At 70.2% G+C, this 15,022-nt stretch carries 12 protein-coding genes and 1 pseudogene; 11 read left to right on the top strand and 2 right to left on the bottom strand.

Features of this window, described 5'->3' with window-relative positions; translation table 11 throughout:
• Positions 1-52: 52 nt before the first annotated feature.
• On the bottom strand, positions 53-1,078 hold the full coding sequence (hpaD, locus tag E1288_RS33695; RefSeq protein WP_132492503.1) for a 3,4-dihydroxyphenylacetate 2,3-dioxygenase: 1,026 nt from the start codon (positions 1,076-1,078) through the stop codon (positions 53-55).
• 111 nt (positions 1,079-1,189) lie between these two features.
• Here hpaD and E1288_RS33700 point away from each other — a divergent pair, with 111 nt between their 5' ends.
• The 9 genes from E1288_RS33700 (at position 1,190) to E1288_RS33740 (ending at position 10,823) form a co-directional block, all read left to right on the top strand.
• Positions 1,190-2,689, top strand: coding sequence for a fumarylacetoacetate hydrolase family protein (locus E1288_RS33700; RefSeq protein WP_408014214.1), 1,500 nt, complete (start codon positions 1,190-1,192; stop codon positions 2,687-2,689).
• Positions 2,686-3,366 (top strand): GntR family transcriptional regulator, encoded by a 681-nt coding sequence (locus E1288_RS33705; protein ID WP_235883987.1) that lies wholly within the window; start codon positions 2,686-2,688, stop codon positions 3,364-3,366. The genes E1288_RS33700 and E1288_RS33705 overlap by 4 nt, the downstream gene beginning before the upstream one ends.
• Positions 3,366-4,283, top strand: a complete 918-nt coding sequence (gene dapA / locus E1288_RS33710; RefSeq protein WP_132492509.1) for a 4-hydroxy-tetrahydrodipicolinate synthase — start codon at positions 3,366-3,368, stop codon at positions 4,281-4,283. Before E1288_RS33705 ends, dapA begins: the two co-directional genes overlap by 1 nt.
• A 99-nt stretch (positions 4,284-4,382) precedes the next feature.
• Positions 4,383-5,885: a 5-carboxymethyl-2-hydroxymuconate semialdehyde dehydrogenase gene (gene hpaE, locus E1288_RS33715; RefSeq protein WP_132492559.1), complete on the top strand. Its 1,503-nt coding sequence runs from the start codon at positions 4,383-4,385 to the stop codon at positions 5,883-5,885.
• A gap of 403 nt (positions 5,886-6,288) precedes the next feature.
• Positions 6,289-6,534 carry a biotin/lipoyl-containing protein gene (locus tag E1288_RS33720; RefSeq protein ID WP_132492511.1) on the top strand — a complete coding sequence of 82 codons (246 nt, stop codon included), beginning with the start codon at positions 6,289-6,291 and terminating at the stop codon, positions 6,532-6,534.
• A 66-nt stretch (positions 6,535-6,600) separates the two neighbouring features.
• Entirely contained in the window at positions 6,601-7,668 is a 1,068-nt protein-coding gene (locus E1288_RS33725; protein WP_132492513.1) for a J domain-containing protein, read from the top strand.
• Between the two features lie 81 nt (positions 7,669-7,749).
• On the top strand, positions 7,750-9,345 hold the full coding sequence (locus E1288_RS33730) for an MFS transporter (RefSeq protein WP_132492515.1): 1,596 nt from the start codon (positions 7,750-7,752) through the stop codon (positions 9,343-9,345).
• A 127-nt stretch (positions 9,346-9,472) separates the two neighbouring features.
• Positions 9,473-9,880, top strand: a complete 408-nt coding sequence (locus tag E1288_RS33735; protein WP_132492517.1) for a DoxX family protein — start codon at positions 9,473-9,475, stop codon at positions 9,878-9,880.
• A 256-nt stretch (positions 9,881-10,136) separates the two neighbouring features.
• A complete protein-coding gene (locus E1288_RS33740; RefSeq protein WP_132492519.1) occupies positions 10,137-10,823 on the top strand; it encodes a dienelactone hydrolase family protein in 687 nt (228 codons plus the stop codon).
• 5 nt (positions 10,824-10,828) lie between these two features.
• On the opposite strand, the gene E1288_RS33745 is transcribed toward E1288_RS33740, so the two are convergent.
• A complete protein-coding gene (locus tag E1288_RS33745; RefSeq protein ID WP_132492521.1) occupies positions 10,829-13,438 on the bottom strand; it encodes a hypothetical protein in 2,610 nt (869 codons plus the stop codon).
• 187 nt (positions 13,439-13,625) lie between these two features.
• Here E1288_RS33745 and E1288_RS33750 point away from each other — a divergent pair, with 187 nt between their 5' ends.
• Together E1288_RS33750 and E1288_RS33755 are read left to right on the top strand one after the other, a co-directional pair.
• Positions 13,626-14,780 carry a CaiB/BaiF CoA transferase family protein gene (locus tag E1288_RS33750; protein WP_132492523.1) on the top strand — a complete coding sequence of 385 codons (1,155 nt, stop codon included), beginning with the start codon at positions 13,626-13,628 and terminating at the stop codon, positions 14,778-14,780.
• A gap of 60 nt (positions 14,781-14,840) precedes the next feature.
• Positions 14,841-15,017, top strand: a pseudogene (locus E1288_RS33755) (IS3 family transposase); the annotation flags it as partial.
• Positions 15,018-15,022: the final 5 nt, after the last annotated feature.

Below are 15,022 nucleotides of genomic sequence, written 5' to 3' on the forward strand. Positions count from 1 at the left end.
TCGCCCGTGCGTACTTCGTTGCTATAGCGACAAAAAGTACGCACGGGGTCGGTCAGGGCTGCTGTAGCTGTGCCTCGGTGGCCACGCCGATCCCGTCTGCGCCGACGTGCACCGTCTCCTCCGACACCGGCGGGTGCACCAGCGGCTTCGGCTTGCCGTCCAAGCCGAAGGCGGTCGACCCTTCGCGGTACCAGGAGGGAACCACGTCGTGGCCCCAGAAGTCGCGGCGGCGCGGGTCCTGCACGCTCCACCGCGAGGTCGGGTGGTCGGGGTCGCCGGTGTAGTAGTCGCTGGTGTAGAGCTCCAGCCGGTGGCCGTCGGGGTCGCGCAGGTAGAGGTAGAAGGCGTTGGACACGCCGTGGCGGCCCGGGCCGCGCTCGATGTGGGCGTGGTCGGCGGTGGCGCCGAGGATGTCGCAGGCCCGCAGGATGTGGTGCGACTCCGGGACGAAGAACGCGATGTGGTGCAGCCGCGGCCCGGCGCCGCCGGTGAAGGCGATGTCGTGCACCGTCGGCTTGCGGAACATCCACGCCGCGTAGAGCTGGTCGTCGTCCTCGATGGTCTCGGAGGTGCGGAAGCCGAGCTCGGCGTAGAAGTCGTGCGCGGCCTGCACATCCGGGGTCAGCACGTTGAAGTGGTCGATGCGCGCGGGTTCCGCGCCGCGCCGCAGGTCGTAGCGCTGCACGTGCCGCGGGCCGTGCTCGGCGTGGTGGAAGAACTCGACCGGGAAGCCCAGCGGGTCCTCGACGCGCACCGCCTCGCCGATGCCGCGCGTGGTGCCGGCGGGCACCTCCTGCGTGGGCAGGCCCTTGGCGGCGAAGAACTCCTTGGCGCGCTGGACGTCCTCGGGCGTGCGCACCCGGTACGCCAGCCGCCGCAGGCCCGGCTCCGGGGCCTTGCGCAGCACGAGGCTGTGGTGCAGGAACTCCTCGTAACCGCGCAGGTAGATGACCTCGTCGTCCTCTTCGATGGCAACGAAACCGAGGGCGTCCACCCAGAACCGGCGAGCACGTGGCAGATCGGTGACGGCCAGCTCGGCGTCCGCGGCGCGGACCACGTCGGGAGCGGGGACAGGCATTCGCGCACCTACCAGAATCATATATGATTGGATGGCGTTGAAGATTACGCAGCGGCCTCGGGGGCGTCAATAGTCCCTATTGTTGAAAGAAAACTCGATCAGGTCATTCGGGTGGACGTATCGATCTTGGTTGACATCGTATCTGATTTGGCTTCATCATCTCGGCGAACGGATCGTGCGCCCGACGGGAGGAATCCGGTGTCGCACCCCTTGGGGCTGTCGCCCAGCAAGATCATCGCGGTGCACCTGAACTACCGCAGCCGCGCGCGGGAGCGCGGCCGGACGCCCCGGGAGCCGTCGTACTTCCTCAAGCCGCCGTCGTCGCTGGCCGCCGACGGCCAGGCGGCCGTGCGCCCGCGCGGCGCGGAGGCGCTCGGCGTCGAGGGCGAGATCGCGGTCATCATCGGCGAGCGGGCGCGCAACGTTCCGCTGGAATCCGCCGCGGACCACATCGGCGGCATCGCGGCGGCCAACGACATCGGCTGCTACGACCTGCGCTACGCCGACCGCGGCTCCAACGTGCGCAGCAAGGGCTCCGACGGCTACACGCCGGTCGGCCCGGCGATCATCGATCCCGCCGACGTGGACCTGCGCGATCTGGCCATCCGCCTGTGGGTCAACGGCGAGCTCGTCCAGGAGGACAACTCCGGCGGCCTGCTGTTCGGCTTCGACTACCTGATCGCCGACCTGTCCCGGTCGCTCACCCTGGAACCCGGCGACATCATCCTCACCGGCACCCCGGCCGCGCCGCCGATCGTCCGGCCCGGCGACGTCGTCGAGGTCGAGGTCGGCGATGGCGGCAGGCTCCGGACGGTGATCGCCGAGAGCGACGAACCGATGAGCGGGCCGGGCGCGCTCCCGGCACTGTCCGAAAAGGACCGGAAGGACGCCTTCGGCGAACCGGCCGGGCTCGGGCTCTCCGAGGAGACCGAGCGGAACCTGCGCGGCGTCGCCACCGCGACGATCTCCGCCCAGCTGCGCAAGCGCGGCATCCGCCACGCGTTCATAGAATCGGTCCGCCCGGCCAAGCCCGGCGCCCGGCTGCTCGGTCGCGCCCACACGCTGCGCTACCTGCCGCTGCGGGAAGACCTCTTCGAGAAGCACGGCGGCGGCTACAACGCGCAGAAGTCCGCGGTCGACTCCATAGGCCCCGGCGAGGTGCTGGTCATCGACGCGCGCGGCGACTCCCACGCCGGGACGATCGGCGACATCCTCGCACTGCGGGTGCAGCGCGCCGGCGGCGCGGGGATCGTGACCGACGGCGCGGTGCGCGACAGCGGCTCGTTCGCCGACCTCGACATCCCGACCTTCGCGGCCTTCCAGCACGCCGCAGTGCTCGGCAACCGGCACGTGCCGTGGGAGGACAACGTCGCGATCGCCTGCGGGGGAGCGCTGGTCGAACCCGGCGACGTCCTCGTCGGCGACGACGACGGAGTGGTCGTCATCCCGCCCGCCCTGGCCGACGAGATCGCCACCGACGCCGCCGAGCAGGAACGCCAGGAGCGGTTCATCTACCAGCAGGTCGACGCGGGCCATCGCATCGAAGGCCTGTACCCGCTCGGCGGGGAATGGCGGGAGCGGTACCAGCAGTGGCGGGACGGTGCAGCGTGACTGCGGCGCAGGACGGCGCGTCGAAGTCCGAGATCGCCTACCGGCACCTCCGGCAGCAGATCGTCGAGCGGACCCTGGCACCGGGCGCGCGGCTGGTGCTCGAGCAGATCGCCCGCGAGCTGGACATGAGCGTGGTCCCGGTGCGGGAGGCGATCCGCCGGCTGGAGGCCGAAGGCTACGTCAGCTACCAGCGCAACGTGGGCGCGCAGGTCGCCTCGATCGACCCGGACCAGTACCTGAACAGCATGGAAGCGCTGGCGCTGCTGGAGGGCTTCGCCACCGCCTCGGGCGCGCGGCTGATCAGCGCTGCCGAGCTCGACCGGGCGCGGGCGATCAACCAGGAGCTCAAGCGCAAGGCCGAGCAGGGCGACGCCCGCGCCTACACCGAGCTCAACCGGGAGTTCCACCGCGCGCTGTGCGGGGCGAGCGCGAACGCGCACTTGCTCGGCCTGCTGGAGCGGGAGTGGTCGCGGCTGGACCTGATCCGCCGGTCCAGCTTCGCGTTGGTACCCGAGCGCTACGCCGAATCCTTCGCCGAGCACGAGGCGCTGCTGCGGCTCGTCGCCTGCGGCGCGGCGGAGTCCACTGTGGAGCAGTTCGCGCGGGAGCACACGCTGCGGACCGCTCGCGCGGCCGTGGCCTCGCTGCAGGCGACCGCCGAAGAAGAGGAGCAATGATGAGGTTCCGCGCCGACCCGACGCAGGTCAGGGGCTCGATCGCGCCGGTGGTCACGCCGTTCACCGCGGACGGCGAACTCGACGAGGCCGGCCTGCGCAACCTGGTCCGCTGGCAGCTGGCCAATGGCTCGCACGGCATCTCCAGCGGCGGTTCCACCGGCGAGCCCAGCGCCCAGACGCTCGCGGAGCGCAAGCGGTCGCTGGAGATCGTGGCTGAGGAGACCGCCGACCGGGTGCCCTTCCTGCCGGGCACCGGATCGGCGAAGCTGGACGAGACGCTGGAGCTGACCGGGCACGCCCGCGACCTCGGCGCCGACATCGCCCTGGTGATCACGCCCTACTACGCCCGGCCCACCCAGGAGGCGCTGTTCACTTGGTACTCGACCGTCGCCGCGGAGTACCCGGACCTGCCGATCGTGGTCTACAACGTGCCCAGCCGCACCGCGGTCAGCGTCGACCCCGCCACCGTGGCCCGGCTGCGCAGGGCGCACGACAACATCGTCGGGATCAAGGAGACCACCAAGGACTTCGAGCACTTCTCGCACGTGCTCAAGGCCTGCGGCCGGGATTTCCTGATGTGGTCCGGCATCGAGCTGCTGTGCCTACCGCTGCTGGCCATCGGCGGCGTCGGGTTCGTCAGCGCGGTGGCCAACCTGGCGCCGAAGGCGGTCGCGGACATGTACCAGGCCTATGTGGACGGTCGGGTGGACGAGGCGATCGACCTGCACTACCGGCTGCACCCGCTGGTGGAGCTGGTGTTCACCGAGACGAACCCGTCCGCGGTGAAGGCGGTGCTCGCGGAGCGGGGCCTGATCGCCAGCGATCACGTCCGGCCGCCGCTGATCCCGCTCACCGACGGGGGCCGAACCAAGATCGAGTCCCTGCTGGCCGAGGGCGGCGACCTGATCCCGAGCTGAGTGCCGCCGCAATTTCCATTGAAATCGAAGGTTCGATTTCCATTGAAATTGCGGACCTCCGGACTCCGGATCCCGATGGCCGATGCCGACGACGTGAGGATGCAGATGAGCAACGCACCGGAGCAGGTTCCCGAGCTGATCACCCACTACATCGGCGGCGAGCACGTGCCCAGCGCCGGCGGGCAGACCTTCGGAGTGCTGGATCCCGCGACCAACACCGAGTACACCCGCGCCGCCGCGGGCCAGGCCGCCGACGTCGACCGCGCGGTCGCGGCCGCGGCCGAGGCGTTCCGCGAGAGCGGGTGGGCCGACATGCGCAACCGCGCCCGCGCGGGAGTGCTCAACCGGATCGCCGATGGCATCGAGGCCCGCGGCGAGCAGATCGCGCGGTGGGAATCCTTCGACACCGGCCTGCCGATCTCCCAGGTCGAGCAGCAGGCCAAGCGCGCGGCGGAGAACTTCCGGTTCTTCGCCGACCTGATCGTGGTGCAGACCGAGGAGGCCTACCGGGTCGCCGACGTCCAGCTCAACTACGTGGTGCGCAAGCCGAAGGGCGTGGCCGGGCTGATCACGCCGTGGAACACGCCGTTCATGCTGGAGAGCTGGAAGCTGGCGCCCGCGCTGGCGTCCGGTTGCACGGTGGTGCTCAAGCCGGCCGAGTGGTCGCCGCTGTCGGTGAGCCTGCTGCCGGAGATCTTCGCCGAGGCGGGAGTGCCCGCCGGGGTGTTCAACATCGTGCACGGCATCGGCGAGCAGGCCGGCGACGCGCTGGTCCGGCATCCGGACGTGCCGGTGCTGTCGTTCACCGGCGAGACCGCCACCGGCCAGGTGATCATGCGCAACGCCGCCGACGGGCTCAAGGGCCTGTCGATGGAGCTCGGCGGCAAGTCACCGAACATCATCTTCGCGGACGCCGACCTGGACGCGGCGCTGGACAGCGCGATCTTCGGGGTGTTCTCGCTCAACGGCGAGCGCTGCACGGCGGGTTCGCGGGTGCTGGTGCACCGCAGCATCTACGCCGACTTCGTGCGGCAGCTGGGGAAGCGCGCCGCGCGGTTCAAGGTCGGTCCGCCCGGCGACCGGTCCACCGAGCTGGGTGCCCTGATCCACCCGGAGCACTTCGACAAGGTGATCGGCCACGTGGCGAAGGCCGAGGCGGAGGGCGCGCGGCTGGTCACCGGCGGCAAGCGGCCGGATCACCTGCCGGACGGCAACTTCCTGGAGCCGACGGTGTTCGCCGACGTCACCCCGGAGCACACGCTGTTCCGGGAGGAGGTGTTCGGCCCGGTGGTGGCGGTGACACCCTTCGACGACGAGGCCGAGGCGGTGCGGCTGGCCAACGACACGAAGTACGGCCTGGCGGCCTACGTGTGGACCAACGACCTCAAGCGCGGCCTGCGGGTGGCCAACCAGGTCGAGGCGGGCATGCTCTGGCTGAACTCGCACAACATCCGGGACCTGCGGACACCGTTCGGCGGCATCAAGGCCAGCGGAGTGGGTCACGAGGGAGGCACCCGGAGCATCGACTTCTATACGGACCAGCGCATCGTGCACGCCTGGATCGCCGATGGCGGCCTGCCCCGCTTCGGCGGCACCAGCTGAAGCCCGCTCGCGCGTGCCGCACGCGTCGGGTGTGCGGAATGTGGCGCGTGAGGAGCGCTGGGTCACGTTTCGCCCCGCGGAGCAGGGAACATCGGCTAAGGTGGCAGCGGCATCGGTGGGCCCCAGCGCCCACCGGCGAACGACCTGGCGGTGCCGGGTGGGTCGCCGGAGCATCCCCGCTCCACGACCCGTCGCCCCGGCGTACGACCGCAGAGCTAGCCGTGCCGGTCCAAGGCGCCACCTCAGACCGCGCGGCTGTCCCGGGTGGTCAAAAGGGAGGGACGGCGCCAGCCGTCTCGGCCACCCGCGTGGAAGAGCCCGCTGACCGGGAGGTCAGCGGGTTTTTTCGCTTCCCGGGCCGCGCGACTGGCGACCCGGCCGGGGAAGGCGCACGGTACCGGGTATGTCCACTGTCAAGGCACAGCAGTCAGGCGTGTTCTTCCGGCGTCCGGCCCCGGAAGCCGACCCGTACGTGCGCGAGGGCGGCCACGTCGACCCCGGCCAGACCATCGCGGTGATCGAAGCGGTGAAGACCTTCAACCCCGTCAAGTCGGCCGCCGCCGGGACCGTGACCCGGTTCCTGCTCGCCGACGGCACCGAAGTCGCTCAGGGGCAGGAAATCGCCGAACTCGCCGACGAAAACACCTGACGCGGGTGATCTTGAATTCCGCGCAAGCCCTATCATGGCCGCGCAGTGGTGGGAGGCGGGAGGGCCGTGCGCGGGGTCGACTATTACGAGCTGCTGGGCGTGAACCGCGACGCGACGGCAGCCGAGATCAAGTCCGCCTACCGGTCGCTGGCACGCAGCATGCACCCCGATGTCGGCGGCACCGCGGGAACCTTCCGGTTGCTGCAGGAGGCCTACGAGACGCTCAACGACCCGGTGCGCCGCGCCGACTACGACCGCGTCGACGAGCCCGCGCCCCGGCGGCAACGGCGCCGGCGGCGGGATTTCGGCGAAGACCCGGACTACGTGCCCAAGGTCCCGCGGCTGCGCCTGGACGACATCCCGTGGTGGGACACCGTCGACCCGGGCACCCGGGTCCGCTACCTGCCGGTCACCGGCCCGGAGCGGGCGCCGACGCTGGCGCTGGTCGGCGGCTGGTCGATGCTGCTGCTGGCCGGGCTCGCCGTCGAGCTGACCGCGATGCTGCTGGCCGCCTGGCTGTCCCTGCTGGTGGCCTCCGGCGTGGTGATCGTGCTGCTGCTGCGGCGGCACATCCGGGCCCACCGGATCGACCGGTCGTTCGTCTCCGAGTTCGGCGGCCGCCGGATCTTCGGCCTGCCCGACGCGCAGCACGAGCGCGCGCAGCAGCTGACCGCGGAGCTGTGCGCGAAGTACCTGACCCGGCTGCCGGGCGTGCGCGTGTTCCACGGCCTGGCCTGGCCCGACTCGGTGTTCGAGGATGTGCACCACGCGGTGCTGTGCGGGCGTCGGCTGGTGCTCGTGGAGTCCAAGAGCTGGCTGCCCGGCCATTACACCGCCGACGAGGACGGCGCGTTGTGGCGCAACGGCCACCTGTTCCGCGGTGGCGCGACCCGGCTGCCGGAAGGCGTCGAGATCTTCGCCGAACTGCTGCCCGACGTCGAGGTGCGCGGCGTGGTCCTGATCTACCCCAGCCGCGCCGGTGACGTCACGACCGTCGAGCAGGACGGCGATCCGGTGTCGCCGATGACCCCGGCGCAGTTCGTGCGGGAGATCGGGCGATGGCTCGCGCAGGACCCGGCGAGCGTGGACCGCGAGGCGTTCACCACCGTGCTGGAGCAGGTCGTCGTGGACTGATCCGGCCCGAACTCCCATGTCGCCCTGATCGTTCGAACGGGCCGCGCTGCCGAGGCGTCGTCCCCCGCAGATGATGGCCATATGCAGGCGAGGAAGGGCGCCGGCGGCGGGACGGTGCTGGGAACCCTGGCAGTCGGGCAGTTCCTGATGACGCTGGACACCTCGGTGATGAACGTGTCCATCGCGACGGTCGCCGAGGACGTCGGTACGACGGTGAGCGGCATCCAGACCGCCATCACGCTCTACGCCCTGGTAATGGCGATGTTCATGATCACCGGTGGCAAGATCGGTACGCTGATCGGCCGACGCCGCGCGTTCACAGCCGGCTGCGTGATCTACGGCTGCGGCTCCCTGACCACCTCGCTCGCCCCCGGCCTGGGAGTGCTGATCCTCGGTTGGTCGTTGCTGGAAGGGCTGGGCGCCGCGCTCATCATGCCGGCGATCGTCGCGCTCGTGGCCGCGAACTTCCCGCAGGCCCAGCGGCCGCGGGCGTACGGGCTCGTGGCGTCCGCCGGCGCGATAGCGGTCGCCGTGGGGCCGCTCATCGGTGGCCTCGTGACCACGTACTTCTCGTGGCGGTGGGTCTTCGCCGGTGAGGTCGTGATCGTGATCGCGATCGTCTTCCTCGCGCGCCGCGTGGCGGACGCACTGCCGGACCGCCGCCCGGAATTCGATCTCGGCGGCACCGTGCTGTCCGCCGCGGGGCTCGGGCTGGTCGTCTACGCGGTGCTGCGTTCGGGCAGTTGGGGATGGGTGGCGCCCAAGGCGGGCACACCGGCTCTGCTGGGCGTCTCCGCCACGATCTGGCTGATCTTGGCCGGCGGGCTCGTGCTCCGGGTGTTCCTCGCCTGGGAGCGCAGGCGCGTGGCACACGGCCTCGAGCCGCTAGTCGACCCCGCGATGCTGCGCAATCGGCAGCTTCGCGGGGGGCTGACGATCTTCTTCTTCCAGTTCCTCCTGCAGGCCGGATTGTTCTTCATCGTGCCCCTGTTCCTGTCCGTTTCTCTCGGACTCACAGCCCTGCAGACCGGCGTGCGCCTGCTGCCGCTGTCCATCACCCTGCTCCTCGCCGCAGTCGGCATCCCGAAGGTGTGGCCGGATGCATCACCGCGTCGCGTGGTGCAGTGGGGTCTGGTCGCCCTCTTCGGCGGGCTGGTGGCATTGCTGGCGGCACTCGAGCTCGGCGCAGGTCCCGAAGTCACGACCGTGCCCATGCTGTTGGCCGGGCTCGGCATCGGCTCGCTGGCCTCGCAATTGGGCAGCGTGACCGTCTCCGCGGTCCCGGACGAACGAACCGGCGAGGTCGGTGGTCTCCAGAACACCGCCACGAACCTCGGCGTGTCGGTCGGCACCGCGCTGGCCGGTTCGGTGCTCATCGCTGCCCTGACCACATCGTTCCTGCAGGGCATCAGCCAGAACCCGAGCGTGCCACCCCAGGTGACTTCCCAAGCCGAGGTCGAGCTCGTCAGCGGTGCGCCCTTCCTTTCCGACGCCGCCCTGGAACAGGCCCTCGCCGCGACCGGATTGCCGTCGGGTACCACTTCCGCGATCGTGCAGGATAACGCCGCCGCGCGGCTGCAGGCTCTGCGTGCAGCCGACGCGGTGCTCGCGCTCATCGCTGGGGTCTCGCTCTTCTTCACGCGGCTCATCCCGAACGAACAACCGGCGCGTTCCTGAGTCGGGTCCGGCATCGGGATCTGGATCAGGTCGAGGCTTGCCGCCCGGCACCGATGAGTTCTCGTTGCACCCCCGGTCTACGGGAGTAGCGAACACTTCCATCCGGTGTGGAGAGGGTGTGCCAGTCATGACGATCGGTCCGAATGCGGCGGTTTCCCAGCGGCGGGGCGCGCACGTGGCGCTCTGGGTGCTCCAGATCCTCCTGGCGGCGTTCTTCGTGTTCGCCTCGGCCCCGAAGCTCCTCGGCGAGCCGACGGCGGTGCAGATGTTCGACCTGATCGGGCTCGGACAGTGGTTCCGGTACCTGACCGGCGGTCTCGAACTGCTGGGCGCCATCGGCCTGCTCGTGCCCCGGCTGGCCGGGCTGGCGGCCCTCGGCCTCGCCGCCGTCATGGTCGGCGCGACGATCACCCAGGTGTTCGTGCTCGACGGGCCGGTCGCCGCGCTCATGCCGTTCGCCCTGGTGCTGCTGTTCCTGGTGATCGCCTGGGGACGCCGCCGGACGATCCCGTTCGTGGCTCACCGAGCGTCGTAGCCGCGCCCCGGCACCTCCAACCGCGCCGTCGTCGCCTTCCAGGTGCTGCCGATCATCATCTTCATCTCGGCGCTGACCGAGGTGCTCTACCACCCGTGATGGCCGGCTACCGGGCCGGGCCTTGGCAGGTGCCGCCGGTCCTCGGTACGTTGTCGATCTTCGCCGGGCGGTTCGCCCGCGGTGCGACCGTGTGCGATCAGCCCGGCCGAGCGCGACGATGAGCCGGTCGAGGGCGGCCGGATGAAGGAGTACCAGCGTGACGAATCCGCACCAGAACGTCAGTTTCGCCAGCAACGGGCGCACGGCGCACGGTTACCTGGCGACGCCGTCCGGTTCGGGCCCCGGCGTGGTGGTGATCCAGGAGTGGTGGGGGCTCACAGACCACGTCGCCGACATCGCGAACCGGCTGGCGGCGGAGGGATTCGTCGCGCTGGCGCCGGATCTCTACGGCGGGCACACCACGCATGACGCGCAGGAGGCGGCGCGGCTGATGCAGGAGCTGCCCGTCGACCAGGCGGCGCGGGACCTCTCCGGCGCGGTCGACTACCTGCTGGCGCACGACTCGGTGACGGGTTCGGCGGTCGGGGCGGTCGGGTTCTGCATGGGCGGCAAGTTCGCGATCGTGCTCGCCGCCCAGCAGGGCGACCGGGTCGGCGCGGTGGTGCCGTTCTACGGCCTGCCGTCGGTGGCGGACACGGACTTCGCCGGCCTGACGGCGCCGATGCTGTGCCACTTCGGTGAATACGACCGATCCATCAGCATGGACGCGGTAGCGGAACTGCGCGACAAGATCCAGCAGCAGTCCGAAGTCCGCCCCCAGATCCACGTCTACCCGGCGGGACACGCGTTCTTCAACGACCAGAACCCGGCGACCTACCACGAAGATTCGGCCCGAACGGCCTGGCCGAGAACCCTCGACTTCCTCCGCCGCCACCTCACCTGACGGGCTCACGAGCCATCAGCGGTCGAGCCATCGGTGTTCAGGCCGTGCCGCAGCAGCCGCCGGGCATCGGGGAAGGCGGCTTGCTGCGCCAACCTCACCAGTTGCTGGGAGCAATGGCGGTCGCCTCGTGCGGCGCGGTCCCGGAGTTCGGCGAGCTTGCCGCGGTCGGCGAGCAGCCGGGCGAGCTTCTGCGCGGTCGTGTCCCCTGAAATGGTGGTGCTGCGGAGGATCTTCATCGCTTCGCGATCGTTGCCGCGGTCGAGCAGCAGGCGGATCAGCTCATAGCGGGCGGCGCCGTTGCCCGTATCGGCGAGCCGACGCAGCAGGTCGAGGTTGCCGTTGCGGGCGAAGTGTTCGGGCAGCCAGTTCCGCGCCCACGCTTCACCTTCGCGCAGCAGTTCCCGAATTTCCTGCCACCGCCCCAGACCCGCCAGCTGGTCCGCGAGCAGAGCTTTGGCCGTGGCTGCGTCGAAACCCGCGGGGCGGGAGTCGGCGGGGAGCAGGCGCTGCACGTGGGCGATCGCCGATTCGGCACCGCGCCTCTCGGCGATAGCGGCAACGAGTTTCCGGAGCACCTCGTCGTCCAGGAATATGTGGGGCGTGGTGCTCAGCTCGATGGCCTGGTCGAGGAGATCTCGCTCGACCAGGAGGCGCACGAGTCGGCTCGCCCCGTGCGGCGGAACGTGGAACAGGACCGGATCTTCCATCAGTTCAAGGGCTTCTGCCGTCCGGCCCCGCGCGAGTTCCAGCTCCGCCAGCAGCCACTCAGCTTCGAACGAGCCTGCCGCGACGAGCCGGCGCAACTGGTCCGCCTTGCCGGCTTTCGCGAACTGCCTGGCGAGCCAGCCCCTCGTCCAGCCTTCGTCGGCGTGATCGCGAGCCAGCTGCAGGGCCTGCTCCCAGCGGCCGTCGGACGCGAGCAGATCCGCCAGCTGCTCGGCCAGGGGATGGCCGTTCGCGGGGCGACGGCCGGTGGACAAGACTCCGCTCGGCGTGACATTTCCGCCGGACAGGGCCGTGCCTGCGTCATTCTCGCGGCCCCCGTGAGCGAGCTGCTGTTCGAGGACCTCGATCGCGTCGCCGGTCCGGCCGAGATCGATGAGCACGCGGGCCAGCCACCGGGTAGCCCAGCCGGAAGCCAACCGCGCAGCGATGAGCCCCCGGAGGAAGGATGCGGTGTCTTCGTCACGTCCTTGCCCGAGCATCGTTTCGACCGTCCCGTGGTGCCGGTTCGGTCGGAACAGCCTGTCGTCCTGCTGGAGATCTCGACCGACCTCGGGCATGAGTGCGACGGCTTCGTCGACACGGCCGTGCTCCGCCAGGAGATCGACGATCTGCTCCCGCGCCGAGGGAGGCGCGCTGCTCCAGTACCGGCGGTAGAGCGGTTGGCCGTAGCGGTACAGCAGGCGCTCGTACGCGCTCGTCGTGAGGCGTTCCAGGTCCTCCGGCTCCGCGGTGTGGGCCAGCAGCGCTTGCCAGAGCGAGTCCGGGGCCAGCGCCGCTCGGCGTACGGCCTGGCCGTGCTGCTTGATGTAGTCGTGGAGCTCGTAGCCGTCCGCCGCGCCGGTGCCCGCTTGGCGACGCCTGGGGATGAGTGCCGTGATGCCGTGCAGGCTTTCTTCGGCGGCGCACCGGATTCCGCGTTCGAACCAATCCGCGGGCGCATCGATGCGATCTTGCTCGTCGAGGTAGCCGGGAGCGGCGTCGGCGAGGAGGGTGCGGGGCAGCAGGTCGTGGTGGCCGAGGTGGTGGGCATCGATCACGGCGGTGACGATGGCCGCCGCGTAGCGGTCTTCTGCCGTGTCCGGGTGCTCGTGGCGGTCGACCAAGGCGGGGCCGCCCGCGAGGGTTTGGATCACCTGGCGTGCCCTGCCCGCCGAACTGATCGCCAGGGAGAGCCTGGGATCGACCGAGCCGGTGCTGCGCAGGGCTTCCAGGTCTTCGTCGCTGAACCTCTCCGCCACCCGAATCCGCCGCACCGAGTGCAGCAGCAGTGACCGGGCGTGCGGGTTTTCGTTCGTGGTGTCCACCAGGTCGGACCAGTACTGCGGCCACAGCGTCCCCAGGACGACGACGGGGCCGGGGATCGACCCGTCCAGCAGGGTTAGCAGCCACGCAGTGGCTTCTGCACCGCCGGGGCCGGTCAGGAAGTTCTGAGTTTCGTTGAGCCACAACACGGATCGGGGTTCGACCTGCCCACTGCTCAACCGGCCGACCAGTTCGTCGGCGGTGCGCGGGTGGTGCAGTTCCCAGCTCCGGAGCACCTCGTGGTCGATGATCGCTTCGTAGAGCGCGCGGGTCTTCCCGGTGGAGGATCCGCCGGTCAGCACCACCATCCGGCTGCGGTCGGGTTCGCGGAGCTCGGCGTCGAGTTCGTCGTCATGGGCACGGCGCAGGTAGGGCGGAAGTTCTGGCAACGCTTCCTCGGCGGGCGGCGCTTCGATGGCTCGGTGGACGTCCAGGTCGAACGGGTCCCACTCGGTGACCGGTCTCGGCGGCCGGCCGGGTCGCGCGGTGTGCGGTGCGTGGAAGTGCACCTCGCCGTTGACCGTTCCCGCTTGCAGGAGATGGGTGAATTCCCCGGCGGCCTCGTTGCGCGCGATCTCGTCCGGCATGTTCCCATTGTCGCCGCTCGGACGCAGGCATCCGGGATTGTCGCCGAAACCGGTACGTCGTCGGGCCGGTCCGGCATATGTACGGCCATTGCTCTCGCGTGGCGTGATCGTGGCCATTGACAACATTTGGTCGGGCGGGGCAATGTTGGCGAGCAATTGGCCGTACAAATACTCGCCTGGAGGGTCGATGCTTCCGCTGGAAGGCGTGACCGTGGTGTCGCTGGAGCAGGCCGTCGCCGCCCCGTTCGCGACCCGGCAACTGGCCGACCTGGGCGCCCGGGTGATCAAGGTCGAGCGCCCGACGGGCGACTTCGCCCGCGGCTACGACACCTCGGTGAAGGGCCTGGCCAGCCACTTCGTCTGGCTCAACCGGAACAAGGAGAGCATCGCGCTCGACCTGAAGGAACTGGCCGACCGGCTGATCATGGACAAGCTCCTGGCGACCGCGGACGTGTTCGTGCAGAACCTCGCGCCCGGCGCGGCGGCGCGGCTCGGGCTCGGGGCGGCCGAGCTGACGGCGAAGCACCCGCGGCTGATCGTCTGCGACCTCTCCGGCTACGGCAGCTCCGGCCCCTACCGCGACAAGAAGGCCTACGACCTGCTGATCCAGTGCGAGACGGGGCTCGTTTCCATCACCGGCTCCGAGGCCGAACCGGCCAAGACGGGGATCTCCACGGCGGACATCGCCGGCGGCATGTACGCCTACAGCGGCGTGCTCACGGCGTTGTACGAGCGCGAGCGCACCGGGAAGGGAACGGCGTTCGAGGTCTCGCTGTTCGACGCGCTGGGCGAGTGGATGGGCTTTCCGTACTACTACGCGGCATACGGCGGCACCGCGCCGAAGCGCGCCGGCGCGCGGCACGCGGCCATCGCGCCCTACGGCCCGTTCGCGGCCGGTGATGGGGCACAGGTGTTCCTCGGCGTGCAGAACGAGCGGGAGTGGGTGAAGTTCTGCGAGCAGGTGCTCGACCGGCCGGAACTGGCCGCCGATCCCCGGTTCGACGCCAACCCCAAGCGCGTCGAGAACGTCGCCGAGCTGAAGGCGGTCATCGAGGCCGTGTTCGCGAAGCTGAGCAGTGCGGACATCGAGGCCCGCCTGGAGGAGGTCGGCATCGCCAACGCGCGGATGCGCACGATGGCGGAGTTCGCCGACCACCCGCAGCTGGCCGCCCGCGACCGGTGGCGCGAGGTCGACTCGCCCGCCGGGCCGCTGCGCACCTTGCTGCCGCCGGTGACCGTCGCGGGCCGGGAGCCGCGCATGGATCCGATCCCCGAGGTCGGCCAGCACACGAGCGCGATCCTCGCCGAACTCGCCGACGTCGACGAAGCGCCCCGCGACTGACCCGCGGCTACTCCACCGCGTCCGGCGGTTCGCTCATCGTGGCGCACAGCTGGTCGAGCCGAGAGCTTCTTCGGGCATCTCAAGGAAGAACTCTTCCACCACACCCGCTACCTCAGCGTCGAGGCGTTCACGACCGCGCTGGACGACTACATCGTCTGGTTCAACACGGCACGAGGCCACACACGATGCGAGGGTCTGAGCCCGGTGCAATACCGGGCTCAGACCCTCACCGTCTAGGCTCC

The sequence above is a fragment of the Saccharopolyspora elongata genome (assembly GCF_004348985.1).
GTDB classification, from domain to species: Bacteria; Actinomycetota; Actinomycetes; order Mycobacteriales; family Pseudonocardiaceae; genus Saccharopolyspora; species Saccharopolyspora elongata.